The organism is Inquilinus sp. NPDC058860 (assembly GCF_042743185.1).
In the GTDB taxonomy this organism is placed as follows: domain Bacteria; phylum Pseudomonadota; class Alphaproteobacteria; order DSM-16000; family Inquilinaceae; genus Inquilinus.
On the sequence record NZ_JBHYMS010000001.1, the window covers coordinates 139,106 to 164,145 of the forward strand.

Here is a 25,040-nt window from a genome sequence, read left to right on the forward strand (position 1 = left end):
TCAGGCGGCCTTGGCGCGGCGGCGCGCGGCCCAGCGCGGCTGGGCGCAGATCTGGCCGAGGAACTCGATGACGGTGAGCGCGCCGAGATAGGCGGTGACGCCGGTGCCGACATCGAGCGGCGGGTTGACCTCGACGAAGTCGAAGGCTGCGACCTCGTGCCGCTCGGCGATCGCCTTCAGGCTGTCGCGCAGCTCGGGGTAGCTCATGCCGTTCGGCTCGGCCGAGACGCAGCCCGGCACCAGCGACATGTCCATCGCGTCGACGTCGATGCTGACATAGACGCGCGACCCGGCCGGCAGCAGCCCGGCGATGCCGGCCGGGCCGAGGCGCCGGAACTCGCCCATCGGGATGACGCGGTTGCCCGAGGCGATGATCGGCTCCACCTGGTCGGGCGAATGGCGCAGGCTGCGGATGCCGACCTGGGTCAGGCTCAGCGCGTTCGGCATGCCGGCGATGTGGCGGAAGGCATGGCTGTTGGTGCGGCTCAGGTCGTTCTCGAACGGCGCGTAGTCGGTGTGCGCGTCGAAATGGATGACGTGCAGTTTATCGTCAAAGGCGCGGAACACCGGATAGGTGATCGAATGATCGCCGCCGAGCACGACGGGCATGGCGCCGCGGTCGAGGATGGCCCGGACCGCCGTCGTGATGTTGGCGAAGGTCCGCTCGGCATTGGCCGGGTGGATGTCGACGTCGCCGGCATCGGCGATCAGCCCTTGCGCCATCTCCTCGACCAGGTATTCGCGCCGCGTCTCCGGGTCGTAGTAGCCGCGGCCGCTGCCGTAGAAGCGCAGCGAATGCTCGCGCAGCGCCCGCGGCGCGAAGCGGCTGCCGGGCAGGAAGGGCGAGCCTTCGTCGAACGGCACGCCCAGCACCGCGATGGCGGCCTCGAGCGTCGACAGATCCTCGCAGATCCGGGCGCGCAGGAAGGATGGGATGCCGACATAGGGCCGGTTGACGCGGGACATGTCCTACTCCGTCTTGAGAATGGCGGGATCGAGGGCCGGGCCGTGGCGCGACAGCACCAGGTCTAGGAAGCTGCGCAGGCGCGGCTCCCGCGGCGCGGCGATGATGTCGCGCGCGGGCCCTTCCTCGACGATGCGGCCCCGGTCCATGAAGGCGATGCGGTCGGCGACATGGGCGGCGAAGCTGATCTCGTGGGTGACGACCAGCATGGTCATGCCGCCGGCGGCGAGGCCGCGGAGGACGGCCAGCACCTCGCCGACCAGCTCGGGGTCGAGCGCCGAGGTCGGCTCGTCGAACAGCATCAGCGCCGGCTCCATCGCCAGGGCCCGGGCGATGGCGACGCGCTGCCGCTGGCCGCCGGACAGGGCCTGCGGATGGCGGCCGGCCCGGTCGGCGAGACCGAGCCGGCCCAGCAGCTCCTCGGCCCGCCGCGTCGCCTCCGCCCGCGGCCGGCCCAGCACCACCATCTGCGGCCGCACCACATTCTCCAGCGCGGTCATGTGCGGCCACAGGTTGAGCTGCTGGAACACCAGGCCGATCTTCGGCCGCAGCGCGTCGATCTCGCGCCGGCCCTGGCGGCGGACCAGGCCGCCGCGGCCGATCTCGCGCCCGAACGGCCGGCCCGCCACCTCGATGAAGCCGTCATCCGGCTGCTCCAGCCAGGTCAGGCAGCGCAGCAGCGTGCTCTTGCCGCAGCCGCTCGGCCCGATCAGGGCGACGATCTCGCCCTCCTCGACGTCGAGATACAGCTGGTCCAGCGCGGCCGTGCCGAGGAAGCGCTTGCTGAGGGCGGAGACGCGAAGGATAGGCGCCCGGCTCACGACGCCCTCCGCGCTTCCAGCGACAGGTAGCGCGCCGCGATCGGGTTGCCGGTCACGCTCGCGGCCTGGGCGGCGCCGGCGCGGCGTTCCAGCCCGCGCGACAGCGCCACGATGACGATCGCGATCAGCCAGTAGATCGCGGCCACCGCGGCGAACACCTCGAAGGGGGCGAAGGTGTTCCCCTGCACCACCAGGCTCTGATAGGTCAGCTCCGGCACGGTGATCGAGGACAGCACCGCCGATTCCTTCATCATCGTCAGCGTCATGTTGGTGGAGGGCGGCACCAGCGAGCGCAGGATCTGCGGCGCCACCACATGGCGCATCGCCTCCGCCGGCGACATGCCGATCGCCCGCGCGCTCTCGAACTGGCCGCGCGGCAGCGCCAGGATCGCGGCCCGCACGATCTCGGCGTAATAGGCGCTGGCGAACAGCGCCAGCGCCGCCGTGCCGACCAGCGTCGCCGGCAGCCGGATGCCGGAGAACGGCAGGCCGTAATAGACGACGAACAGGATGATGATGAACGGGATGTTGCGCAGCGTCTCGACATAGGCGCCGGCGAGGAACCGGACGGGGCGGCCCGGCGCCAGCGCCACCAGCGCCACGACGATGCCGGCGGCGTAGCCGATCACGAAGGCGGCAACCGAGACCTGGATCGTCAGCCAGGCGCCGTCCAGCAGGATCGGCCAATAGTCGAGCAGGATGGCGGGATCGAAGGGCATGGTCAGGCCCTCGCCTGGGCGAAGCGGGCCTCGGCGGCCTTGCCGGCCAGGCTGATCGCGAGGTTGAGGACCAGGAAGACCAGCGCCGCGCCGATCAGCGTCTCGAACGGCCGGTAGCTGGCGCTGGCGATCTGCTGCGCCGTGCGCAGGACGTCGACCACGGTGATGACCGACAGCAGCGCCGTGCCCTTGACCACGACCGTCGCCTCGTTGATCAGCACCGGGACGATGCGGCGGAACAGCTGCGGCAGCACCACCTTGAGCCAGATGATCCGCGGCGGCAGGCCGAGCGCGGTGGCCGCCTCGATCGGCCCGCTGTCGATCGCGGCCAGGCCGCCGCGCATGCTCTCGCTGACGAACACCATGCTGTTGAAGGCGATGGCGGCCACGCCGGCGACCTCGGGCGACAGGTCGAGGCCGACCGCCGGCAGCACGTAATAGGCGATGAAGATCTGGATCAGGAGCGGCGTGCCGCGCACGAAGCTGATGACCACGGCGACGGCGGCATTGACCGGCACGATCTTGAGCGAGCGCAGGATCGTCAGCCCCGTGCCGAGCAGCAGCGCCAGCAGCATGACCGCGGCCGCCAAGCGGATGTTCACCGTCGCCGCCGCGGTCAGCCGTGGCAGGACCGACAGCAGGAAGTCAAGGTTGAAGCCCATCGCCGGTCCTTTCCCTCGCGGCAGCCACCCCCTCACATCGCGCCGGGCGGCAGGTAGCCGCTGTCCGGGATCGTCATCTCGAAGCCGAACCATTTCTTCTGCAGCGCGCCGAGGCGGCCGTCGTCGCGCATCGTGCGGATGACCTGGGAGATGGCGTCGCGCAGGTCCTTGTCGCCCGGCCGCGTCACCCAGGCGAGATAGGTGTAGCCGCCGTCCACCGGCGTCGGCATCGCCAGCTCGAACACCTCCGGCCGGTCCTTCACCAGCACGGCGAGGCTCGGCAGCGACTGGATCACCGCGTCGACCTCGCCATTGGCCAGCGCCACGTAGCTCTCGGGGAAGGCGGTGAACAGCTTCAGGTCCTGGAAGCCGGAGCCGCCGGCGGCCTTGAGCTTGGCGTCGAGGGCGCGGGCCACCGGCTCGGTCGACGAGGCCATCTGGGTCGCCACCACCTTGCCGTTCAGGTCCTCGACCTTGGCGATCGCGTCGCCCTTGCGCTTCATCGCGTAGGGCATGCCGTCGGCGATCGGCACCGTATAGGCGTAGCGCCTGGCGCGCTCCTCGTTGATGCCGACGGTGGTGGCGACGAAGTCGAACTTGCCGGCCAGCACGCCCGGCAGGATGCCCTGCCAGGGCAGGTCCAGCTGGTGCATGGTCTTGACGCCGAGCGCCTTCTCGACCTCGGCCAGGATGTCCGAGCCGTAGCCGACGATCTTGCCGTCCTGCACGAATTCGAAGGGCGGGAAGGCCGCCTCGGTGCCGACGGTCAGCTCGCCGGTCCGCCTGATCTTTTCCAGCGTGGTCTCGGCCAGCGCCGGCTGGATGGCCGCCAGGACCAGGCAGGCACCGCCTGCGAGGAGACCGAACGCTCCGCGATGGATCCGTGACATGGCAGTGCCTCTCTGTTGCGGGTTGATTGATTGTTGCGGGAGATCGCCTCAGGCCGGCGGCGCGTCGAAGTGGTTGGCCCGGACCGCGGCGCCGATCAGGTTCACGATCAGCCGCCCGGCGGTGATGGCGGTGATCATGTTCACATCCGCCGACGGCGTGATCTCGACGATGTCCATGCCCAGCACGCGGCCCTTGCGCACCAGGCCGTGGATCAGCTTGCGCACCTGGTGGAAGGTCAGGCCGCCGGGCGCCGGCCCCTCGACCGCCGGCATGACGCTGGGGTCCAGCCCGTCGGCGTCGATGGTGATGTAGTACTGGCCGCCGTCCGGGATGCGGTCGAGCACCGCCTCCATGCCGCCGTCATGCACCTCATAGGCGGGGATGATGTTGGCGCCGTAGGCCGTCGCGGCCGCCACCTCCTCCGGCCGGGCGCTGCCCTGCGCGCGCATGCCGATCTGGAAGATCTCGCCGATCTGCGGCATCTCCGACGCCCGCCGCATCGGGCTCGACAGGCCGTCGCGGACGCCGTTCACGTCGTCGCGCCAGTCGATGTGGGCGTCGACCTGGACCAGGGTGATCGGGCCGCGGCCTTCGAAGGCGCGCAGGATCGGGATCGGGATGCCGTGATCGCCGCCGATCGTGATCGGCATGGCGCCGGCGGCAAGGATCTTGCGTACCGCCTCCTCGGCGCGGCGATAGTGGCTGCGGAGATCGGTCATGTCGGCCGGCACGTTGCCGACGTCGACCACCTTCAGCGCCCGACCGCCGTAGATCGGGCCGCCGACGTCGTAGTCGTAGCGCTCCAGGCTGCGGCAGACCCGGTCCGTCGCCGCCCGCACCGCGTCCGGCGCCTTGGTCTGGTCGTTGGTGATGGCCGCGGCGTCGTAGGCGCTGCCGAACGGGATGCCGAGGATCGCGACATGCGCGTCGAGCCGGTCGAGATCGGTGCAGATCGGAGACCAGAGGAAGCTCTGATGCTTCAGCGAAGGCGGGACGGTCAGCGGCAGCGCCATGGGTCCTCCGAATACTGGCGACGGATGATGCCGATTGTTTCGGCAACTGCTCGGCGATCGAGCATCCGCCCAATCGTTACTGGGATGCCGAAGCTTAGGCTGCGACCGGGCGCGCCGAGGATGACGGTCGACGAAACCGTGCTTGTAGGGGATGCAACATGGACCACCTGACGCACGCGCCCGTGCCGCCGATCAGCGAGGCGGACCTCCGGCTCCTTCGCATCTTCCGCGCGGTGGCCGAGGCCGGCGGCCTCACCGCCGCCGAGCGGCCGCTCGGCATGGAGCGGTCGACCATCAGCCGCCATCTGCAGGCGCTGGAGACGAGGCTCGGCGCGCGGCTGTGCTTCCGCGGCCCGGCGGGGTTCGAGCTCACCGCCTTCGGCGCACGGGCGCTCCAGGCCGCCATCGCCGCCTGCGACGCGCTGGAGATGGTGCGGCACGAGCTCAACCTCGCCCGCAACATCCTGACCGGGGAGATCCGCATCGGCATCGCCGACAACTGCCTGTCCAACCCGCGCTGCCGGCTGGTCGGCACCCTCGCCCGCTTCCGCGAGATCGCGCCCGACGTGACGCTGAACCTGTCGATCGGCCTGCCGGACGAGCTGGTCGAGGGCATCTCGGAACGGCGCCTGCATCTCGCCGTCAGCGGCCAGCCGGCGGGCAACATCAAGCTCGACTACCACTCGCTCTTCATCGAGGAGTTCCGCCTCTACATCGCGGCGGATGTGCGGCCGTCGCCCGGGCTCGCGGAGCTGAAGGACCGCGGCTTCGCCCTGGTCACCCGGACCAACGACCGCCGCACCCAGACCCTCGCACAGCATCTGGACCTGAAGCGCCCGGCCGTCGCCTTCGGCCTGGAGGCCGTGGCCACGATGGTCGCCGGCGGCGGTTTCGTCGGCTTCCTGCCGACGCACTATGCCGAAATGCTGGCGCCTATGTATCGGCTGCGGGAGGTCGGCGGCGCCGAGGCGTTCCGCTACACGACCCAGTTCTCGCTGATCTGGGCCGTCGACCGGCCGCTGTCACCGAGCGGCCGGCTGCTCGTGCGCCTCCTGACGGAAGCCGGGGACAGAGCCTAGCCCGCCTCGCCACCTGGAGGCGGGAAGCACTGCGGGCCCGGCCGGGACCGGATCGAATTCGTGGCGCCCGCTCGTCCTGGTCGAGCCTGGCCCCCACCCCGTATCATCGAGCCTCCACGATCACTCCGAGAGGCCTCAGATGGATCGCCGGACCTTTCTCGCGACGGGATTTGCGACGGCGGCGTTCGGAGCCGAGGCGCTGGCCCAGCACGCCGACCACCTGCCGCCGCTCAAGGAAGCGCAGCCCTCGCCCGCCCCCTATTCCCGCCTGAGGGGCGGGGACTTCGTGCACCACCTCGAGCCCGAGCAGGAAGCCCAGCGCGTGTTCGACAGCCCCGCGCCGGAAGGGCCGCAGGGCCGCTGGTTCCCTCGGGCGCCGCTGCCGCTGCCGCGCAGCGAGATGGCCTGGGCGACGGCCTGGGCGAGCCGGATGCACATCGTCGGCGGCTATGGCGAAGGCCGCGTCGACCGCGCCTATCACCATGTCTACGATCCCGATCGGGATCGATGGTTCGACGCGGCGCCGCTGCCGCGCGGCGCCAACCATGTGGCCGTCGCCGCCGATGCCGGCCGGGTCTATGCGCTCGGCGGCTTCATCCAGCAGAACCGCGACCCCGACACCAACGCCTATGCCTATGACGTCGCGACGGACCGGTGGAGCGCCATCGCCCCCCTGCCCCGCGCCCGCGGCGCCGCCGCGGCCGTGGTGCTGGACGGCAGGATCCACCTGATCGGCGGCGGCGGCGCGCCGGTCCAGGAGCGGGCGAGCGTCGGCTGGCACGAGGTCTACGACCCGAAGACCGACCGGTGGGAGACGAGGAAGGCCCTGCCGGGCGCGCGCGACCATGTCGGCTGCGTCGCCCATGACGGGGTGATCCATGTCGTCGGCGGACGCTTCAACACCTTCGAGTACAACACCGACCTCTATCACGCGTACCTGCCCGACCGCGACACCTGGGAGGAGCGCTCGCCGATGCCGACGGCCCGGTCCGGGCACGGGCTCGTCGTCTATCGGGACCGCCTGTTCGCGATGGGGGGCGAGGCCGGCATCCTGCAGGAGGGCGTGCCGCGGCAGGCCAAGGTGTTCGGGCAGATGGAGAGCTACGACCCGAAGACGGAGTCCTGGCAGCGGCACGCGCCGATGCCGACCCCGCGCCATGCCGTCGGCGCGACCGTCCTGGGCGACCGGATCCATGTGGCGGGCGGAGGCGTCGTCCTCGGCGGCTCGCTGCAATCGGCCGTCCACGAGGCCTTCGCGCTGGATTGAGAGCCAGGCCGCGGCGGCCGCCCGACGTTTCTCGGCCGGCGCGACCGGTAACGTACCTCACGCACCTCCGCAAAAGCACCTGTGACCTCCATGAAGATTCGCATTGAAGCCGAAAAAGCGAATCGGTAACGTACCTCAAAAGCCGTCAGGGAGGCCGCCATGTCCGTGCCGTCGGGTTTCATGCCCGATCCCGAGATCCGTTGCCGTGATCATCGTATCGGCGCGATCGGGGCCGGGTTCATCATGGCGGATGTGCATCTGGCGGCGTATCGCGAGGCCGGCTTCCCGGTCGTCGCCATCGCCAGCCGCACCCCGGACAAGGCGCGGGCGGTGGCGGCGCGCTGGGACATTCCCCGGGTCCACGACACGCCGGCGGCGCTGATCGAGGACCGCGAGGTCGAGATCCTGGACATCGCCTTCCCGCCCGACCAGCAGCCGGCCCTGATCCGGCACGCGCTAGGGCAGCCGCATATCCGGGCGATCCTGGCGCAGAAGCCGCTGGCCATGGACCATGCCGAGGCGCAGCGCCTGGCCGCGGAGGCCGCGGCTGCCGGCAAGATCCTGTCGGTCAATCAGAACATGCGCTTCGACCAGTCGATGCGGGTGCTGAAGCAGCTGCTCGACCGCAACGCGCTCGGCACGCCGGTGCTGGCGACGATCGAGATGCGGGCGATCCCGCACTGGCAGCCCTTCCTCGAGGCCTATGGCCGGCTGACCCTGCTCAACATGAGCATCCACCACCTCGACGTGCTGCGCTTCCTGTTCGGCGACCCGGTCGAGATCTACACGGCGGCGCGGACCGACCCGCGCACCCGCTTCCCGCATCGCGACGGCATCTGCTGCTCCACCCTGTCCTTCCCGGGCGGGCTGATGGCGGTGAGCCTGGAGGATGTCTGGTCCGGCCCGCGCGCCGAGGGCTTCGACAGCGACATCTATATCAAATGGCGGGTCGAGGGCACCGAAGGTCTGGCCCAGGGCACGATCGGCTGGCCGGACTATCCGAAGGGCAGCCCCAGTACCCTGGCCTATTGCGCGCCGGAGACCGGCGGCACCTGGGTGCAGCCGCGCTGGGACACGATGTGGTTCCCGCACGCCTTCAAGGGCGTGATGGAGCAGCTGCAATACGCGGTGAAGACGGGCGAGCCGCCGCTGCTGAGCGGCGCCGACAACGTCCGCACCATGGCGCTGGTCGAGGCCGCCTACCGCTCGCTCACCGAAAAACGCGCCGTCCGCCTGGCGGAATTCGGCGCCTGACAACAACAAACACGGAGGAACGCGTCATGATCCAGGTCGGCATCTTCACCGGATACTTCCCCTATTCGCTGCCGGAGACGGCGAAGAAGATCCGCTCGCTGGGCTTCAACACCGTCCAGCTCGACCTCGCCTTCAAGGACATGGACCTGTCGACGAGCGCGATCACGCGCGAGAAGTGCCGGACCATCCGCGAGACCTTCCGCGACCACGACCTGCCGGTCTGCGCCGTCAGCGGCTACACCAACATCGTCCACCCCGACCCGGCGGCGCGGCAGGCGAAGCTGGAGCATCTGCGGACGCTGATCCGCCACGCCCGCGACCTGGGCAGCCCCTATGTCATCAGCGAGACCGGCACCTTCGCCACCGACAGCGACTGGGTGCACCACCCGAGGAACAAGACCGAGGAAGGCTACGAGGAGTGCCGCGCGGTCATCGCCGACCTCGCCCGGACCGCCTATGACCACGGCGCGGTGTTCCTGCTGGAGACCTATGTCAACAACGTCATCGGCTCGGTCGACGAGACGCTGCGCCTGTTCGCCGACGTGCCCAGCCCCGGCCTGGGCCTGCTGATGGACCCGACCAACTATTTCGAATCCCACAACATCGACCGCATGGACCGGGAGCTGAACCGGATCTTCGACGCGCTCGACGACCGCATCCGCATCTCCCACGCCAAGGACGTGAAGCGCTCCGGCTCCGACAAGTCGGAGAAGCATGCCGACATCGACGCGTCGGAGGCGCACAGCTTCCGCGGCGTCGGCGAGATCGAGCTGCCGGCGCCGGGGCTGGGGTCGCTGAACTACGACCTGTACCTGCAGCGCCTGTCCCGCCGGCACCCGAACATCCCGCTGATCATCGAGCATCTGGAGGAGGCCGACGTGCCCCGCGCCAAGGCCTTCATCGACGGCAAGCTGCGGGCGCTGGGGGTGTGAGAGTGAGTCTTTCCGTGCCCCTTCCCTCTCCTGTCATGCCCGGGCTTGACCCGGGCATACAGGGACTGTCGATGCCGCTCTGGGTGGCCCCTGGATTGCCGGGTCAAGCCCGGCAATGACAGGAGAGGGAAGCTTCAGCCCAATGAAACAAGCCACCAACACCACCTCCCCCGCCAAGGCCCGCATGGTCGACATCGCCCGCGAGGCCGGGGTCAGCCTGGCCACGGTCGACCGGGTGCTGAACGGCCGCGACGGCGTCAACGCCGAGACCGCGAGCCGGGTCCAGGCTGTCGTGCAGCGGCTGAACTACGCCCCCAACCTCGCCGCCAGCCTGCTGTCGCGTGGCCGGGCGCTGCAGTTCGACATCGTGCTGCCGGCCGGCAGCAACACCTTCATCCGCGAGCTGGGCGAGGCGGTGCTGGCGGCGGAGCGCGACTTCACCGCCTTCGGCGTGAAGCCGCGGCTGCACCTGATCGAGGGCTTCGACCCCGAGGCCCTGGCCGAGGCGCTGCGCCGGATCGGCCGGGACAGCGACGGCGTCGGCTTCATCGCCCTCGACCACCCGGCGGTGCGCGAGGCGGTGGCGGAGCTCGCGGCGGCCGGCGTGCCGGTCGCGACCATGGTGTCGGACCTGCCGCAATCGGCCCGCATCGGCTATGTCGGCGTCGACAACCGCGCCGCCGGCCGCACCGCGGGCGACCTGATGGGCCGCTTCCTGGCCGGCCGCACCGGCGATGTCGGGCTGATCGCCGGCAGCCTGTCCTATCGCGGCCATGAGGAGCGCGAGGCCGGCTTTCGCGGCGTGCTGCGCGAGCGCTTCTCGAACCTGACCGTCCCGGCCCTGGTCGAAGGCCATGACAGCGTCGAGCAGAGCGCCGCGGTGACCGCGCGGCTGCTGGACACCCATCCCGGGCTGATCGGCCTCTACAACATCGGCGGCGGCAACCGCGGCGTCGCCGAGGTGCTGCGCCGCCGGCCGGCCGACGCGCCGCACCTGGTCTATATCGGCCACGAGCTGACGCCGCACACCCGCCGCTTCCTGATCGAGGGCGTGATGGACGCCGCGATCAACCAGAACCCGCGGGCCGAGGCGGCGGAGACGCTGCGGCTGCTGCTGGGCCACCACACCCGTCCGGCCGAGCCGGCCGCGCCGGTCCGGATCGAAATCTTCACCCGCGAGAACCTGCCTTGAAGACCAGGAGGACCCCATGCCCTTTCCCCAGCTGACCGAGGCCGACCACGCCGCCTTCTGGCGCGACGGCTATGTGGTCAAGCGCAGCTTTTTCGACGCCGAGGAGATCGGCCTGCTGCAGCAGGCGATCGCCCAGGACGAGGGCATCCGCAGCCATGTCGTGGCGCTGAAGGACAGCCTGGGCGGGTCGACCGAGCTGGCGCTGTGGAACCATCCCGGCGACGACCTGTTCGGCGCCTTCGCCCGCTGCGAGCGCATGGTCGGCGGCGCCGAGCGGCTGCTGGGCGGCGAGGTCTATCACTACCACTCCAAGCTGACGATGAAGCGGCCGCGCGCCGGCGGGGCCTGGGATTGGCACCAGGATTACGGCTACTGGTACAACAATGGCTGCCTGTACCCCGACATGATGTCGGTCGCCATCGCGATCGACCGGGCGACGAAGGAGAACGGCTGCCTGCAGATGATCCGCGGCAGCCACAAGCTGGGCAGGATCGACCATGGCAGGGTCGGCGGCCAGACCGGCGCCGACATGGAGCGGGTGAACCAGGCGCTGGAGCGGATGCCGCGCGACTACATGGAGATGGCGCCGGGCGACGTCTGCTTCTTCCACGCCAACACGCTGCACGCCTCGGAACAGAACAAGTCCGAGCATTCGCGCAACGTCATGCTGTGCTGCTACAACGCGGCCTGGAACGACCCGTACAAGCAGCATCACCATCCCGGCTACACTAGGCTGGAGCGGGTGCCGGACGACCGGATCAAGGCGCTGGGCCTGACGCTCGACGCCGGCCACCGCGCCTTCTTCGACCCGGAGCGGGACGAGACCGTCGAAGCGAAGACGCAGCCCGAGGGCACCGCGATGCGCTGAGGCCAGAGCCGCGGCGATCCTCGCCGGACCGCCCGCACTGTGTCAGTCTCGATGCATGCCGCCCGTCGACAGCGAAGGCGGCGATAACAGGGGAGGAAACGCATGTTCAGGCGATTGTCGCTGCTGCTGTGCGGCATGCTGCTGGCGCTGGCCGCGCCGGCCGCGGCCCAGGCCAAGACCTATTACTGGATCTCGCACGGCGGGCCGGCGGACCCGGTCTGGACCTATTTCCTGGCCGGCGCCAAGCAATGGGCCGCCGACACCGGCAATACCGTCAACACCTCGTTCCACAGCGGCGACGTGCCGTCGCACCAGGAGGCGGTGCGCGCCGCGATCGCGGCCAAGGCCGACGGCATCGTCACCACCAGCCCGGACCCGGGCAGCCTGATCGAGGTGGCGAAGGAGGCGAAGGCCGCGGGCATCCCGATCATCAACTTCAACACGCCCGACCCCAGGGCCGGCTTCGACGCCTATGTCGGCGGCGACAACACCACCTTCGGCCGGAACTGGGCACAGTACCTGGTCGACAAGGGCCTGGTGAAGTCCGGCGACTTCGTCTGGCTGCCGGTCGAGATCCCCGGCGCGACCTACGGCGTGCAGGAGGAGGAAGGCATCGCCAGCGTGTTCAACCCGCTCGGGATCACCTGGGAGGTGACCGACAACACGCTGGACCAGGCCGAGGCCATCAGCCGGATGGTCGACTACCTGACCGCCAACCGGCAGAAGATCAAGGCCATCATCGGCCTCGGCGACCTGGTGACCGGCAGCATCAAGCGCGTCTTCGACCAGGTCGGCGTCAAGCCCGGCGAGATCCCGGTGATCGGCTGGGGCAATTCGCTCGACACCACCCAGGAGGTCCTCACCGGCTACGTCAACGCGGCGCAGTGGCAGGATCCGCAGGCGACCAGCTACGTCGCCCTGTCGCTGGCGGCGATGGCGTCCGGCGGCATCCCGCCCGGGTTCAACGTCATCACCGGCGCGCTGTACGAGAAGGACAGGGCCGAGATCTATGACAAGATCCTCTCCGGCAAGTGACGCTGCGCCGGGGGCATCCGCGGCGGCCGGCGCCGCCGCGGATGCGGCGCTGCCGGGCCGCCCGCCCTTCGACCACCGGTCGTTCGTCCACCGCCTGGTGGCCAAGCCCGAATTCGGGCCGCTCATCCTGCTGGTGGTCGAGCTCGCCGTGTTCTGGGCGATCACCCCCGACTTCCTGTCGCCCCAGAACATCAGCAACACCCTGGCCTTCACGGTCGAGCTCGGCCTGATCGCGCTGGCGATGACGCTCTTGATGACGTCGGGCGAGTTCGACCTCTCGGTCGGCTCGGTCTTCGGCTTCGCCCCGGTGCTGATGTGGACGCTGTTCAACAGCGGCGCCGCGCCGCTGGAGGCCGGCTTCGTCGCCGCGATCGCCGTCGCCGCCCTGGTCGGGCTGGTCAACGGCTGGTTCGTGACCCGGCTGAGGATCCCGTCCTTCCTGGTCACGCTCGGCATGCTGCTGGTGGTGCGCGGCACGGCCCTGTTCATCACCGACGGCTTCCCGCAGCGGACCTGGAACACCGGCGGCAACTGGCTGGCCTGGCTTCTGGCCGGCGACTTCTTCGTCGGCGGCTTCCGCATCTACATGTCGCTGTTCTGGTTCATCGCCGCCGCGCTGGCGATGGGCTATGTCCTGAACCAGACCAAGGCCGGCAACTGGATCCAGGCCGCGGGCGGCAACCCCGGCGCGGCGCGGGCCCGCGGCGTGCGCGTCGGCCGCACCAAGATCTGGCTGTTCGTGCTGTCGTCGACGATGGCCGCCCTGGCCGGGGTGATCAGCTCGATCCGCACCTCGGCCGCCAATCCGAACAGCGGCACCGGCTACGAGCTCGAGGTCATCGCCATGGTGGTGATCGGCGGCACGGCGCTGAGCGGCGGGCGCGGCACCGTCCTCGGCACCGTGCTCGGCGTCTTCATCCTGCGGGTGATGCGCAACGGCATCGTCCTGATCGGCGTGCCCGGCCTGGCCTACAACATCTTCATCGGCGCGATCATCCTGGGGATGATGGCGCTGCACTCCTGGCTCGACCGCCGGCACCAGGCAGGGAGCTGACAGCGATGGCCGAACCCCTGATCCGGATGGCGCATATCAGCAAGTTCTACGGCCGGGTACGGGCGCTGGAGGATGTCAGCGTGACGGTCGGCGAGCGCGAGATCGTCGGCCTGCTCGGCGACAACGGCGCCGGCAAGTCGACGCTGATCAAGATCCTGTCGGGCGCCGTGCCGCCGACCAGCGGCGACATCTTCATCCGCGGCCGCAAGGTCGAGATCGGCAGCACCACCGACGCCATCGCCCACGGCATCGAGACGATCTACCAGGATTCGGCGCTGGTGACGCAGCTGTCGATCGCCCGCAACCTGTTCCTGGGGCGCGAGCCGATCCGCGGGCCGCGCCTGCTGAACCGCATGGACCATGCGGCGATGGACGCGGTGGCGCGCGACCTCCTGAAGAAGGTCGGCATCAGCAAGGACATCCCGCCCGACACGCCGATCGGCTCGCTGTCCGGCGGCGAGCGCCAGGCCGTGGCGATCGCCCGCGCCATGCATTTCGACAGCGACCTGATCATCCTCGACGAGCCGACCAACAACCTGGGCGTGGCGGAGACGCAAGGCGTGCTGCGCTTCGTCCGCAACGCCCGGGATTCGGGGCATTCCTGCATCTTCATCGCCCACAACATCCACCACGTCTTCCAGGTGGTCGACCGCATCGTCGTGATGCGCCGCGGCCGGGTGGTGGCGGACGACATCGATCCCCGGCACACCAGCGTCGAGGAGGTCGAACAGGTCATCACCGGAATGGCGGAGTACGGCTCCCCTGCCGTCGTCGCGCCGGCCCCGTAGCAGCGCAGGTCAGGCCATGGCGCCGCGGGCCGCGACCGGCCACAGGCATTCGACCCGGCCGGCCCTGACCCCGACATACCAGTCGTAGCGGTCGACCGTGGGGTCGCAATGGCCCGGCACCAGGCGCAGCCGCTCGCCGAGGCACGGCCGGTCGGCGCCCGGATCGACCGCCAGCCGGCCATGCTCGTCCGACGGGCCCTCGTAGCGGATGCCGTCACGGCCCCAGACCAGCGGCATGCCGCTGTCGGTCGGCAGCGCCTTGTGGCCGGCGTCGACCACGGCGGCGCCGTCGCGCGGGACGCTCATCACCGTCGCCAGCACGAACAGCGCCTGGCGGAAGGGCGGCGGCGGGTCGTTGCGGCCGTAGTCGGCATCCATGAAGGCGTAGGAGCCGACCTGCAGCTCGGTGAACACGCCGCTCGCCGCCTCCAGCGCGAAGGTGCCGGTGCCGGCGCCGCCGACGATCGGGCAGTCGAGGCCGGCGCGGCGCAGCGCTTCCACCGTCCCGCCCGCCGCCTCTGCCGCCTCGGCGATGGCGGCCGCCCGCTCCTTCGGCGACCGGCGGTGCTGGGCCCGGCCGTGATAGGCCTGCAGCCCGCCGAAGACGAGGTGCCGGCTGGCGGCGATGCGCCGGGCCAGCGCCACCGCCTCCTCCCCCGGCGCCACGCCGCAGCGGCCGGTGCCGACATCGATCTCGACCAGCACGCTCAGCCGCGTGCCCGCCGCCTCCGCCGCCGCCTCGATTGCCGCGACGCCGTCAGGATGGTCGGCGCAGACTGCGACCCGCGCGATCCGGGTCAGCGCCGCCAGCCGCGCCAGCTTGCGCGGGGACACCACCTCGTTGCTGACCAGGATGTCCGGCACGCCGCCCCAGGCCAGGACCTCGGCCTCCGCCACCTTCTGGGTGCATTGGCCGACCGCGCCGCGCGCCAGCTGCAGATGGGCGATGACCGGCGATTTGTGGGTCTTGGCATGCGGCCGCAGCTTCACCCTGGCCGCCGCGGCCAGCCCGGCCATGTGGTCGAGATTGGCCTCGAAGGCGTCGAGGTCGAGGATCAGGGCCGGGGTGTCGACCTCCTCCTCGCGCATGCCCGGCTCGGCCGGCGGCGGCTGCAGCATCGATCGGACTCCCTCGGGCTCAGGCCGCCATCGGCCGGGTCGCGCCCTTCAGCTCGCGGAAATTGTCGCGGATATGGGTCGCCGCCCGCAAGGCCAGGGCCGAGATCGTCGGCGTCGGGTTGACCACGCCGCCGGTGGCCAGGACGCTGCCGTCGACGATGAACAGGTTCGGCACGTCCCAGCTCTGCTGCCATTTGTTCACCACCGAGGTCTCGGGATCGCTGCCCATGCGGCAGGTGCCGATCATGTGCCAGGCCGGGGTGCGGTAGACGCCGTCCTGGTCGCGGTAGTCCTGCAGCTTGACCTCGAAGGCGCCGGCGGCGGTGCCGATGTCGACCAGCCGGTCCAGCATGTAGTTCATCATCCGCCGGTCGTTCTCGCCCGGCGCGTAATGCATGGTCGCGACCGGGATGCCGTCGGCGTCGCGCTTCACCGAGTCGAGGGCGACGCGGTTCTCCGGGTTCGGCAGGTCGTCGCCGATGGCGTAGATGCCGATGCCGTGGCCGAAATGGCGCTCGAACCAGCGGTGGTGGTCGCGGCCCCAGGGCGCCCGGGTCTCGGTGATCCAGCCGGCGGCGACCTCCGCCGCGGCCGAGGTGCTGGTCAGGCAGTTGAAGTTGAAGCCGTTGACGAAGCCGCGGCCGACATCGGTCTCGGCGAACTGCCGGCTGATCAGCGAGGCGACATAGCCCATATGGCCGTCGATCGGCTCGTCCACCCAGATCTCGGCCCCGACCAGGGTGTGGTGCAGCAGGTTGCGGCCGACCTGGTCGGACTGGTTGGCGAGGTTGTCGGAGGCCAACAGCAGCCGCGGCGTGCCGACGCCGTTGGCGGCGACGACCACGATCTCGGCCGGCTGGAACTCGGTGCGGCCGGTCTCGCGGTCGATGTAAAGGGCGCCGGTGGCGCGACCGTCCCTGCCCTTCTCGATCCGCAGCACCCGGGCGTGGATGCGCAGCTCGGTCCCGGCCGCCAGGGCCTTGGGCCAGATCGACAGCGAGTACTTGCTCATCGACCCGCGCGGGCAGCCGTTGCAGATGCCGCAGCCGTTGCAGCCGGGGCGGCCGTCGTAATCCTCGGAGATCACCCCGGCCTCGGCCGGCCACCAGTGCCAGCCGAGATGGTCGAAGGCCCGGGACAGGCGGCGCGCCGCCTTGGTGAAGGGCAGCGGCCCGGTCGGGCAGGCCTCGCGCGGCGGCATCGCCGGGTCGCCGGCCAGGCCGCTGACGCCGATCATGCGGTCCGCCGCCTCGTAGAACGGGGCGATGTCCTCATAGGCGATCGGCCAGTTCGGCTGCAGCCCGTGCTCGTCGCCCTTGCGGAAGTCGGACGGGCGGTAGCGCGGCCAGATCGCGCCATAGACATTGGTCGAGCCGCCGACGCCGTTCCACATCAGCACCTGCGAGCTGTCGGTGACGACCGGGTAGTCGTCCGGGTGTCGGCGGCGGTTGATGTCGGCGTTCCACCGGGTGCGGCGCTGCCACGACCAGTCGGAGCTGTAATGCGGATGGTCGCCGGCCTCGACCCAGGAGCCCTGCTCGAGGCAGACCACGTTCAGCCCGGCCTGGGCCAGCACCACGGCCGCCAGCGAGCCGGTGGCGCCGGCGCCGATGATCAGGATGTCGCAGAACGGCTTGGTCATCGCTTCAGGCCCCAGGCTTGCGTGCGGTCGCTGTCGAGATCGAGGGCGGAGATGTCGACCGGGCGCACCGCCTCGGTCGGCAGCCAGCGGCCGCGGCCATGCTTCGGCGCGTCGCGGGCCGGGTCGAAGCGCGGCAAGGGATAGCCCTTCACATGCGGCCGCAGCCGGTAGGGATGGCCCTGGGCGTTGATCACCGCGACCACATAAGGGCTTTCGTAATAGGCGAAATACGCGGCGTCGCGGACCCAGCCGAACAGCTCCGGCTCCGCCGCCTCCAGGGCCCGGGCGATGGCGATGCGCCGGTCCTCCGGCTGCCCGGCGAAGGGGCCGCCGGCCTGCAGGATCGCCTGCGCCAGCCGGGTCAGGTCCGGCTCGCCGCGCTCCTCGACCAGCCGGATCGCCAGCGTCGACTGGACGCCGATCGTGGCGCCGGAGGGCCAGTCGCCGCCGCCCGGCAGCAGCAGGTCGACCAGGTCGGCCAGCAGCCGTGCCGCGACGGCGGAAGAAGGTGTGGTTGTCGTCATTTCCCGGTCCGGGTGATCGAGATCATCTTGAGTTCGGTCATCGCCTCGAGCGTGTGGCGGCCGCCGAGCCGGCCGATGCCGCTGCGGGTGCCGGAGCCGCCGCCGAAAGGCAGGTGCAGCTCCCAATACGTGCTGCCGGCATTGACGTTGACGATGCCGGCCGGGATCGCCTCGCCGAAGCGCAGCGCCCGGTCCATGTCGGCGGTGAACACGCCGACGCTGAGGCCGTGCTCGGTGTCCAGCGCCAGGTCCAGCGCCTCTTCATCGTCGTCGAAGGCCACGACCGGGACCACCGGGCCGAACGTCTCCTCGCGGTTGATCTTCATCTCGCGGGTGACGCCGGTGATCACGGTCGGCTCGAAGAACAGCTCGCTGCCGAGGTCCGGCCGCGGTCGGCCCCCGGCCAGCACCGTGGCGCCGCGGGCGACGGCGTCCTCGACATGCTCGCGCACCTTGGCCGCGACCTTGGGGTTGTTGAGCGGCCCCATGGTCGTGCCCTGCTGCAGTGGGTCGCCCAGCTTGTGCGCCCGGGCGTGCTCGACCAGCCGCTGCGCCAGCGGCTCGACGATGCTGCGATGGGCCAGGACCCGGCCGGTGGCGGCGCAGACCTGGCCGGCGTTGAAGAAGGCGCCGCCGGCGGCGGCCGCGGCAGCGCGGTCGAGATCGGCATCCGCGAACACCAGCACCGGCCCGTTGCCGCCGAGCTCCAGCAGCATCGGCTTGCCGGCACCGCGCTCGGCGATGCGCTGGCCGGTGGCCGGGCTGCCGGTGAAGCCGATGCCGTTGGTGTCGGGATGGGCGACGATCTCGTCGCCGACCACCGCCCCCTCCCCGATCACCAGGTTGACCACGCCCGGCGGCAGCCCTGCCGCCTCGATCGCGCGCATCAGCTCGACCGCCGCCATCGAGGTGGTCGGCGCCGGCACCCAGACGATGGCATTGCCGGTGGCGATGCCGGGCGCCAGGTATTCGACCGGGATGTTGACCGGAAAGTTCCAGGGCGTGATCACGGCGTAGACGCCGCGCGGCTGACGCAGGGTCAGCACCAGCTTGCTCGGGTCCTCCGCCGGCAGCGTCTCGCCGCCCAGCTGCTTGACCAGCTCGGCCGCCAGCCGGAACCCGTCCGCCGCCTTGCCGACCTCGCCCTGCGCCTCCTTGAACGGCTTGCCCTGCTCCAGGCTCAGGGTGCGGGCGATGCGGTCGCGGGCGCCGTCGATCTGGGCAGCGATGGCGAGGCAGGCGCGCGCCCGCTCCCACACCGGCGTCGCGGCCCAGCCGGGCTGCGCCTGGCGCGCGGCGGCGATGGCGCGCCGCGCGGTCTCGCGGCTGCTGCGCGGCAGCCGGCCGATCGGCTCGCCGGTCGCCGGGTTGGTCGCCGGCATCGTCTCCGGCTCGGTTTCCCAGCGCCCGCCGATGTGGTTGGCGAAGGTCTCGATGTCGTCGCGCTGCATCATTCCGTTCCTTCCGCCGGGTGCCACCAGCGCCCGTTGACCACGACGCCCTCGGCGAAGATCCGCCAGTCGGCGGTGACGACCTCGCCGCGCACATCCTCCAGCGGGAAGGCGCCGTCCTTGAGCGACAGGATGCTGGCGTCGCCGACGCTGCCGGTCTTGAACGTGCCGAGCTCCGGCCGGTTCAGCGCCTTGGCGGCGTTGACCGTCGAGGCCGCGATCACCTCGTCCAGCGGCATGCCGAGCTCCAGGAACTTCGACAGCGTCGTCACCTGGTCGTATGCCGGGCCGTTGATGCACAGCGCATGCACGTCGGAGGAGATGGTGTCCGGCTTGAAGCCCCGGGCCAGCATCGTCCGCGCGGTCTTCCAGCCGAACGATCCCTTGCCGTGGCCGATGTCGAACAGCACGCCGCGCTCGCGCGCCGCCAGCACCTCCGGCTTGATCCGGCCGTCGCGGGTGACCGGCGAATTCGGGAAGGGGCGGAAGCAGTGGGTCAGCACATCGCCCGGCCGCAGCCGGTCCACCACCGCCTCGTAGGAGGGCGGCGGCTCGTCGATATGGACCATCAGCGGCAGGCCGGTCTCGTCCGCCACCTGCAGCGCGACGTCCAGCGGGGCGATGCCGGCCGGGCCGCTGGCGATGCGGCCGATCCGCACCTTGATGCCGATGATGACGTCGCGGTTGGCCTCCGCCACCTCGACCGCGTCGCGCGCGGCCATCAGCCGGATGTCGTGGCTTTCCCCCACCATCACCCGCTCCGAGAAGGCGAAGATGCCGGCGAAGGAGACATGCAGATAGACCAGGATGCGGATCTGGCTCGGCTCGATCACATGCTTGCGGAAGCCGGGGAAGTTGCCGGGCCCGGCGCTGCCGGTGTCGACGCAGGTGGTGACCGCGCTCCGCCGCGCGAAGTCCTCGGCGTCGATGCCGAGCGAGGTGCCGCCCCAATAGACATGGGTGTGCAGGTCGATCAGCCCCGGCGTCACGATCAGGCCGGACACGTCGCGGACGGCGCCGCCGCCAGGGTCCAGCCCGGCGCCGATCGCCGCCACCCTGCCGCCGGCGAAGGCGACGTCGGCGACGCGGTCGATGCCCTGCGACGGGTCGATCACCCGACCATTCCGGAGCACGAGATCGAAGGCCATGGGATGCACGCTTCCTTGTGGGATCAGACCCGGGCGCCGCTGGCGCGGTCGAACAGGTGGATGCTGCGGTCGGCGGCGGTCAGGGTCAGGCTGGCGCCGGGACGCAAGGCCCCGGGGTCGCCGCAGGTGGCCTTGACCATCCGGTCGCCGACCAGCACGTCGAGGAAATGGATCGGCCCGGCGGGCTCGATCAGCGCCAGCTCGCCGGTCAGGGACAGCGCCCCGTCCTCCGGCCCGGCCGACGGCGTCAAATCATGCGGGCGAATGCCGACCACCCGGCTGTCGTCCTGGCCGCCGGAGACGGCGGAGCCGGGCAGGAAGTTCATCTGCGGGCTGCCGATGAAGCCGGCGACGAACTGGTTGGCGGGCTCGCGATACACCGCCATCGGGTCGGCGAATTGCTGCAGCACGCCGTCATGCATCACGGCGATCCGGTCCGACAGGACCATCGCCTCCTCCTGGTCATGGGTGACGAAGATGGTCGTCACCGCCAGCTCGCGCTGCAGGCGCTTGATCTCGGTCCGCATCCGTACCCGCAGGCTGGCGTCGAGATTGGACAGCGGCTCGTCCATCAAGAGCGCCGCCGGGTTGCGGACGATGGCGCGCCCGACCGCGACGCGCTGGCGCTGGCCGCCGGACAGCTCGGCCGGCGACCGGTCCAGCAGTTCCTCCAGCCCCAACAGCTCCGCCGCCCAGGCGACCTGGCGCTTGATGGCATCGGCCCCGACCCGCTGCTGGCGCAGCGGGAAGGCCATGTTGTCCCGCACCGCCATGTGCGGGTATAGCGCGTAGTCCTGGAACACCAGGGCGATGTTGCGGTCGCGCGGCGCCAGGCCGCTGATGTCGCGGCCGTCGAACAGGATGCTGCCGGTCGAGATCTCCTCCAGCCCGGCGATGCAGTACAGCAGCGTGCTCTTGCCGCAGCCGGAGGGGCCGAGGAAGGAGATGAACTCGCCGTCGGCGATGTCGAGGTCGAGCCCCTTCAGCACCCGGTGCTGGGCGTAGCTCTTGGACACGGCGCGGATGTTGATCGAGGTCATGCGGGCCTCCCGGCTCAGCCCTTGACGGCGCCGGAGAGCGCGCCCTGGACGAGGTAGCGTTGGAACAGGAAGGCGACGAGCACCGGCGGCGCGATCGACAGCACGCTGGCGGCGAACATCGGCCCGTATTCGTAGAAGCGCGCCTGGCTGAGGAAGCCGGACAGCACCACCGGGATGGTTTGCGCCTTCGGCGTCGAGGTCAGGATCAGCGCGAACAGGAACTCGTTCCAGCTGACCAGGAAGCAGAAGATCGCGGCGGCGATGATGCCCGGCCGGGCGACTGGCAGCAGGATCTTCCACAGCATCTTCAGCCGCGAGCAGCCGTCGATCAGCGCCGCCCGGTCCAGGCTGACGGGGATGCCCTCGAAATAGCTCTTCATCATCCAGGCGCTGAGCGGCAGCAGGATGCTGCTGTAGGCGATCACCAGCCCGGTGCGGGTGTCGATCAGCCCAAGCGTTCGGAAGATCACGAAGAAGGGTAGCACCAGCGTCAGCGCCGGGGTCATCCGGGTCAGCAGCAGGCCCCACAGGCTGATCCGGAAGAACCGGGCCTTGCCGTGTCGGGCGAAGGCGTAGCCGGCCAGCGTGCCCAGGGCGACGCTGATCGTCACCACCACCACGCCGACGATGAAGCTGTTCAGCAGCGACAGCGGCACCCGCTTGGCCTGGACGCTGGTCTCGTTGCCGGCCGCCAGCTCCGGCGCCAGCACCGCGGTGAAGTTCTGCAACGTGAAGCCGCTGGGCACCATGGTGGGCGGCGTCCGGATCAGGTCCGAGGCCGGGGTGATGCTCATCAGCACCAGGGCGATCACCGGCAGCGCCGACCACAGGAAGATCAGCAACGCGGCGACGGTGAAACCGAAGCGGGCCAGCGCGGCCTCGACCGGTCGGGGTAGCCGCGCCCGCGGCCGGTAGCGCGGCAGCGTCACCATGGCGTGGCTCCGGCCGGCACCGACCCGGCCGCTGTCCGGGACGATGCTGTTGAAGGCCTTGGCCACCCGGCTCTGCCGCGGCCCGAGCACCAGGAAATAGAGGATCGCCAGGACGAAGCTGAGGATGGTGAGGCCGTACAGGATCGCCGCCCCTTCCCCGAACTTCAGGAACTGGAAGGAATAGAGATAGCCGAGCCAGGCGAAAACCGTGGTGGCGGCGCCCGGGCCCCCGCGGGTCATGATCCACAGGATGTCGAAGGCCATCAGCGAGTTGATCGTGGCGATGATGGCGATGAACAGCAGGTTCGGCTTCAGCCAGGGCAGCGTGATGGCGAAGAAGCGGGCGACCGGCCCGGCGCCGTCCAGCATCGCCGCCCGGTGCAGGTTCCCCGGCATCGACTGCAGCCCGGCCAGCAGCAGCAGGGCCGTCAGCGGTGCCTGGTTCCAGACCTGGGTCAGGGCGACCAGGTTGAGCGCGCGGAAGCCGTCGCCGAGCCAGGGCATGGCCAGGAAGCCGAGGCCGAGATCGTTGAGCAGCCCGTTCAGCGCGCCGTAATCGCCGGCATAGACGAAGGACCAGAGCACGCCGACCGAGACCGGCGCCATGGCCCAGGGCACCAGCATGACGCTGCGCAGGAAGCCGCGCCCGGCGAAGCGCTCGTTCAGGACCAGCGCCATGGCCATGCCGATCACGGTGGTGCCGATCACCGAGAAACCGGCGAAATACCCGGTCCGGCCCAGCGCGGCCCAGAACTCGGCGTTGCCGAGCATGCCGGCATAGTTGTCGAGCCCGACGAAGATCCAGCGTTTGGTGATCGGGTTGGTGCGGTGAAGGCTGAGATACAGGCTGTAGGCCAGCGGCAGGCCGACGACGGCGATCACGATCGCCAGGGTCGGCGCCACCGCGCCATAGGCGAAGCCCGGGATCCGGCCGATGCGGCGGCGCGGGCGGGTGATGGCAGCTGCTTGCGGAATGGTGATCGTCACCGGGCCGCCCCTCCGACGAATGGCTCGCGAAGGACGATCGCGGCAGGGCCGCGACCGCCGTTCCGGCTGGCTACTGGTACTGCTGCTTCAACTCGGCCACCTTCTTGCCGAGTTCGTCGACGATCTGGTCGGTCGACATGCTGCCGCGGATGTATTCCTGCACCCGCTGCATCATGAACAGGTCCCATTCCGGGAACCAGATCTGCTTGGCGATGTCGCGGGAGGTGGCGAGCTCGAGCTGCTTGTTGGTGACGGCGAGGTCGCGCCACTTGCCGAAGCTGGCGACGACTTCCGGATCCGCCATCACCTCCTTGTAGGCGGAGCCGAGGCCGAATTCGAGCGCCCAGCGCTTGATCACATGGTACTGGCCGTCCTTGGACTTGCCGCCGAAGAAGCGCAGCAGGTTCCAGGTCCGTTCGACGTCGGTCGGCTGCGCCCCCATCATGTAGACGGCGGTCCAGGCGAAGGTCGATTTGGTCTTGCCCGGCATCAGGGCGTTCTTGACCTTGCCGGCCGCCTTCGAGAGCTTCGGATCGTTGGCGACCTTCTGGTCGTAGTCGTGCAGCACCATGAAGGTGTGGCGGCCGGTGGCGTAGCTGGGCACGCCCTCATTCGGCAGCGTCATGATGTCGGCCGCCACCAGCTGCTCCTTATACAGGGCCTGGTGCGTCTCCAGCACCTTGCGCAGGGCGGCGTCGTCGACGAAGTCGCTCTTCTCATCGAAGACGGGCGCGCCTTCGGCGTACCAGCAGGAGAAAATGCTCCACGACAGCTCCGGCCATTTCTGGCCCCAGGCGCTGTTGTAGGGCGCGTCCGAGACGCCGTCCTTCTTCAGCTTGCGGCAGGCGTCGAGCAGCGAATCCCAGCTGTCCGGCACCGCCAGGCCGGCCTTCTGCAGATGCTCCTCATTGTAGATGAAGGCGTTGTGCCCGGCGTAATAGGGCAGCCCGCCCAGCTTGCCGTTCGGCAGCGACATCGACTTGACGCTGACCGGAAACATCCCGGCCTTCATCTCGTCGACACCGTCCAGCCCCTCGAGGTCGCGGGTCCACTCCGCCGTGCACCAGCGGGCGATGTGGTCCTCCTCGGCATACAGCATGTCGATGCGCTGGCCGCCGGTCAGCTTGGTCTCGACCACCGGGTGGTAGTCGCCGGTCACCAGCTCGTAATTGACGTTCTCATCGTACAGCGACTTGAAGGTGTTGACGTTCTCTTCAACGATCTGCGGCTGGAACTGCCAGCCGATAAAACTCAGGGGTGTCGCCGGCGCGGCGTGGGCAAATCGGCCGCCGAGCCCCGTCAAGGCGGCGCCCGACCCCAGGGCGGCGCCCTGCAGCAGACGACGGCGGGACATCAGATAACGACCCAGCAGATCCTTATCCATTCGCCTCTCCTGTGATTTTTCGGGCTTGCCTCCATCCAGCGTGGCTCATCGCCGGTACGGGCTCGCTTCATTGGTATGTTTGTTCTAGCTCCAAACAAACTTGCCGTCAACGCGGAAGCCGTGCCAGAGAACGTGCAAACGGAGGACGGCGCGAGGATCGTTCCGCACCACGCGCCGCCGCCGATAGACTGTCGGGAGGCCGGGCCCTGCCCGCGCCCTTGGAAGAGCAGGATATGCCGACTGGAAAGAGGTCAGGCCGGGTGATCGGCGCCGC

Annotated in this window: 23 protein-coding genes; 9 read left to right on the top strand and 14 right to left on the bottom strand. The window is 70.0% G+C overall.

Annotated features, from left to right (window positions below):
* From ACFW16_RS00685 to ACFW16_RS00710, 6 genes are read right to left on the bottom strand one after another with little or no spacing between them, the layout of a single operon-like run.
* Positions 1-966, bottom strand: coding sequence for an arginase family protein (locus ACFW16_RS00685; RefSeq protein ID WP_380300820.1), 966 nt, complete (start codon positions 964-966; stop codon positions 1-3).
* Positions 967-969: 3 nt separating this feature from the next.
* The gene (locus ACFW16_RS00690) at positions 970-1,785 is read right to left on the bottom strand and encodes an amino acid ABC transporter ATP-binding protein (RefSeq protein WP_380300822.1); all 816 of its coding nucleotides are present in this window, start codon (positions 1,783-1,785) and stop codon (positions 970-972) included.
* Positions 1,782-2,504 carry an amino acid ABC transporter permease gene (locus ACFW16_RS00695; RefSeq protein WP_380300824.1) on the bottom strand — a complete coding sequence of 241 codons (723 nt, stop codon included), beginning with the start codon at positions 2,502-2,504 and terminating at the stop codon, positions 1,782-1,784. The genes ACFW16_RS00690 and ACFW16_RS00695 overlap by 4 nt, the downstream gene beginning before the upstream one ends.
* A 2-nt stretch (positions 2,505-2,506) precedes the next feature.
* A complete protein-coding gene (locus ACFW16_RS00700) occupies positions 2,507-3,166 on the bottom strand; it encodes an amino acid ABC transporter permease (protein WP_380300826.1) in 660 nt (219 codons plus the stop codon).
* Positions 3,167-3,198: 32 nt separating this feature from the next.
* Positions 3,199-4,056: a transporter substrate-binding domain-containing protein gene (locus ACFW16_RS00705; RefSeq protein WP_380300828.1), complete on the bottom strand. Its 858-nt coding sequence runs from the start codon at positions 4,054-4,056 to the stop codon at positions 3,199-3,201.
* Between the two features lie 48 nt (positions 4,057-4,104).
* Complete coding sequence (locus ACFW16_RS00710) at positions 4,105-5,070, bottom strand: agmatinase (RefSeq protein WP_380300830.1); 966 nt, start codon at positions 5,068-5,070, stop codon at positions 4,105-4,107.
* Positions 5,071-5,228: 158 nt separating this feature from the next.
* Between ACFW16_RS00710 and ACFW16_RS00715 the strand changes: the two genes are divergently transcribed.
* From ACFW16_RS00715 to ACFW16_RS00755, 9 genes are all read left to right on the top strand, one after another.
* A complete protein-coding gene (locus ACFW16_RS00715; RefSeq protein WP_380300832.1) occupies positions 5,229-6,149 on the top strand; it encodes a LysR family transcriptional regulator in 921 nt (306 codons plus the stop codon).
* Positions 6,150-6,288: 139 nt separating this feature from the next.
* Positions 6,289-7,416 carry a Kelch repeat-containing protein gene (locus ACFW16_RS00720; RefSeq protein WP_380300834.1) on the top strand — a complete coding sequence of 376 codons (1,128 nt, stop codon included), beginning with the start codon at positions 6,289-6,291 and terminating at the stop codon, positions 7,414-7,416.
* A 159-nt stretch (positions 7,417-7,575) separates the two neighbouring features.
* Positions 7,576-8,670, top strand: a complete 1,095-nt coding sequence (locus tag ACFW16_RS00725) for a Gfo/Idh/MocA family protein (RefSeq protein WP_380300836.1) — start codon at positions 7,576-7,578, stop codon at positions 8,668-8,670.
* Positions 8,671-8,696: 26 nt separating this feature from the next.
* Positions 8,697-9,602, top strand: a complete 906-nt coding sequence (locus tag ACFW16_RS00730; RefSeq protein ID WP_380300838.1) for a sugar phosphate isomerase/epimerase family protein — start codon at positions 8,697-8,699, stop codon at positions 9,600-9,602.
* A 142-nt stretch (positions 9,603-9,744) separates the two neighbouring features.
* Entirely contained in the window at positions 9,745-10,794 is a 1,050-nt protein-coding gene (locus ACFW16_RS00735) for a LacI family DNA-binding transcriptional regulator (protein ID WP_380300841.1), read from the top strand.
* Positions 10,795-10,810: 16 nt separating this feature from the next.
* Complete coding sequence (locus ACFW16_RS00740; RefSeq protein ID WP_380300843.1) at positions 10,811-11,662, top strand: phytanoyl-CoA dioxygenase family protein; 852 nt, start codon at positions 10,811-10,813, stop codon at positions 11,660-11,662.
* A gap of 102 nt (positions 11,663-11,764) precedes the next feature.
* On the top strand, positions 11,765-12,697 hold the full coding sequence (locus tag ACFW16_RS00745) for a substrate-binding domain-containing protein (protein WP_380300845.1): 933 nt from the start codon (positions 11,765-11,767) through the stop codon (positions 12,695-12,697).
* Positions 12,672-13,751, top strand: coding sequence for an ABC transporter permease (locus ACFW16_RS00750; protein WP_380300847.1), 1,080 nt, complete (start codon positions 12,672-12,674; stop codon positions 13,749-13,751). Before ACFW16_RS00745 ends, ACFW16_RS00750 begins: the two co-directional genes overlap by 26 nt.
* Positions 13,752-13,756: 5 nt before the next feature.
* Positions 13,757-14,539 (top strand): ATP-binding cassette domain-containing protein, encoded by a 783-nt coding sequence (locus ACFW16_RS00755; RefSeq protein ID WP_380300849.1) that lies wholly within the window; start codon positions 13,757-13,759, stop codon positions 14,537-14,539.
* Positions 14,540-14,548: 9 nt separating this feature from the next.
* Here ACFW16_RS00755 and ACFW16_RS00760 read toward each other — a convergent pair whose 3' ends face one another.
* The 8 genes from ACFW16_RS00760 to ACFW16_RS00795 all read right to left on the bottom strand — a co-directional run bounded on the left by ACFW16_RS00760 (position 14,549) and on the right by ACFW16_RS00795 (position 24,766).
* Entirely contained in the window at positions 14,549-15,658 is a 1,110-nt protein-coding gene (locus ACFW16_RS00760) for a DSD1 family PLP-dependent enzyme (RefSeq protein WP_380300851.1), read from the bottom strand.
* Between the two features lie 19 nt (positions 15,659-15,677).
* The gene (locus ACFW16_RS00765) at positions 15,678-17,300 is read right to left on the bottom strand and encodes a GMC family oxidoreductase (protein ID WP_380300853.1); all 1,623 of its coding nucleotides are present in this window, start codon (positions 17,298-17,300) and stop codon (positions 15,678-15,680) included.
* Positions 17,297-17,824, bottom strand: coding sequence for a hypothetical protein (locus ACFW16_RS00770; RefSeq protein ID WP_380300855.1), 528 nt, complete (start codon positions 17,822-17,824; stop codon positions 17,297-17,299). The genes ACFW16_RS00765 and ACFW16_RS00770 overlap by 4 nt, the downstream gene beginning before the upstream one ends.
* Positions 17,821-19,278: an aldehyde dehydrogenase family protein gene (locus tag ACFW16_RS00775; protein WP_380300857.1), complete on the bottom strand. Its 1,458-nt coding sequence runs from the start codon at positions 19,276-19,278 to the stop codon at positions 17,821-17,823. Before ACFW16_RS00775 ends, ACFW16_RS00770 begins: the two co-directional genes overlap by 4 nt.
* Positions 19,275-20,423 (bottom strand): amidohydrolase/deacetylase family metallohydrolase, encoded by a 1,149-nt coding sequence (locus ACFW16_RS00780; RefSeq protein WP_380300859.1) that lies wholly within the window; start codon positions 20,421-20,423, stop codon positions 19,275-19,277. Before ACFW16_RS00780 ends, ACFW16_RS00775 begins: the two co-directional genes overlap by 4 nt.
* A gap of 23 nt (positions 20,424-20,446) precedes the next feature.
* Positions 20,447-21,463 carry an ABC transporter ATP-binding protein gene (locus ACFW16_RS00785; RefSeq protein WP_380300861.1) on the bottom strand — a complete coding sequence of 339 codons (1,017 nt, stop codon included), beginning with the start codon at positions 21,461-21,463 and terminating at the stop codon, positions 20,447-20,449.
* Positions 21,464-21,477: 14 nt separating this feature from the next.
* Positions 21,478-23,382 (bottom strand): ABC transporter permease subunit, encoded by a 1,905-nt coding sequence (locus ACFW16_RS00790; protein WP_380300863.1) that lies wholly within the window; start codon positions 23,380-23,382, stop codon positions 21,478-21,480.
* Between the two features lie 70 nt (positions 23,383-23,452).
* On the bottom strand, positions 23,453-24,766 hold the full coding sequence (locus ACFW16_RS00795; protein WP_380300865.1) for an ABC transporter substrate-binding protein: 1,314 nt from the start codon (positions 24,764-24,766) through the stop codon (positions 23,453-23,455).
* Positions 24,767-25,040: the final 274 nt, after the last annotated feature.

Bases quoted from the DNA above. Each gene is read 5' to 3' on its own strand.
- ACFW16_RS00685 (WP_380300820.1), bottom strand. From the start codon at position 966: ATGTCCCGCGTCAACCGGCCCTATGTCGGCATCCCATCCTTCCTGCGC.
- ACFW16_RS00695 (WP_380300824.1), bottom strand. From the start codon at position 2,504: ATGCCCTTCGATCCCGCCATCCTGCTCGACTATTGGCCGATCCTGCTG.
- ACFW16_RS00700 (WP_380300826.1), bottom strand. From the start codon at position 3,166: ATGGGCTTCAACCTTGACTTCCTGCTGTCGGTCCTGCCACGGCTGACC.
- ACFW16_RS00705 (WP_380300828.1), bottom strand. From the start codon at position 4,056: ATGTCACGGATCCATCGCGGAGCGTTCGGTCTCCTCGCAGGCGGTGCC.
- ACFW16_RS00710 (WP_380300830.1), bottom strand. From the start codon at position 5,070: ATGGCGCTGCCGCTGACCGTCCCGCCTTCGCTGAAGCATCAGAGCTTC.
- ACFW16_RS00715 (WP_380300832.1), top strand. From the start codon at position 5,229: ATGGACCACCTGACGCACGCGCCCGTGCCGCCGATCAGCGAGGCGGAC.
- ACFW16_RS00720 (WP_380300834.1), top strand. From the start codon at position 6,289: ATGGATCGCCGGACCTTTCTCGCGACGGGATTTGCGACGGCGGCGTTC.
- ACFW16_RS00725 (WP_380300836.1), top strand. From the start codon at position 7,576: ATGTCCGTGCCGTCGGGTTTCATGCCCGATCCCGAGATCCGTTGCCGT.
- ACFW16_RS00730 (WP_380300838.1), top strand. From the start codon at position 8,697: ATGATCCAGGTCGGCATCTTCACCGGATACTTCCCCTATTCGCTGCCG.
- ACFW16_RS00735 (WP_380300841.1), top strand. From the start codon at position 9,745: ATGAAACAAGCCACCAACACCACCTCCCCCGCCAAGGCCCGCATGGTC.
- ACFW16_RS00740 (WP_380300843.1), top strand. From the start codon at position 10,811: ATGCCCTTTCCCCAGCTGACCGAGGCCGACCACGCCGCCTTCTGGCGC.
- ACFW16_RS00745 (WP_380300845.1), top strand. From the start codon at position 11,765: ATGTTCAGGCGATTGTCGCTGCTGCTGTGCGGCATGCTGCTGGCGCTG.
- ACFW16_RS00750 (WP_380300847.1), top strand. From the start codon at position 12,672: ATGACAAGATCCTCTCCGGCAAGTGACGCTGCGCCGGGGGCATCCGCG.
- ACFW16_RS00755 (WP_380300849.1), top strand. From the start codon at position 13,757: ATGGCCGAACCCCTGATCCGGATGGCGCATATCAGCAAGTTCTACGGC.
- ACFW16_RS00760 (WP_380300851.1), bottom strand. From the start codon at position 15,658: ATGCTGCAGCCGCCGCCGGCCGAGCCGGGCATGCGCGAGGAGGAGGTC.
- ACFW16_RS00765 (WP_380300853.1), bottom strand. From the start codon at position 17,300: ATGACCAAGCCGTTCTGCGACATCCTGATCATCGGCGCCGGCGCCACC.
- ACFW16_RS00770 (WP_380300855.1), bottom strand. From the start codon at position 17,824: ATGACGACAACCACACCTTCTTCCGCCGTCGCGGCACGGCTGCTGGCC.
- ACFW16_RS00775 (WP_380300857.1), bottom strand. From the start codon at position 19,278: ATGATGCAGCGCGACGACATCGAGACCTTCGCCAACCACATCGGCGGG.
- ACFW16_RS00780 (WP_380300859.1), bottom strand. From the start codon at position 20,423: ATGGCCTTCGATCTCGTGCTCCGGAATGGTCGGGTGATCGACCCGTCG.
- ACFW16_RS00785 (WP_380300861.1), bottom strand. From the start codon at position 21,463: ATGACCTCGATCAACATCCGCGCCGTGTCCAAGAGCTACGCCCAGCAC.
- ACFW16_RS00795 (WP_380300865.1), bottom strand. From the start codon at position 24,766: ATGGATAAGGATCTGCTGGGTCGTTATCTGATGTCCCGCCGTCGTCTG.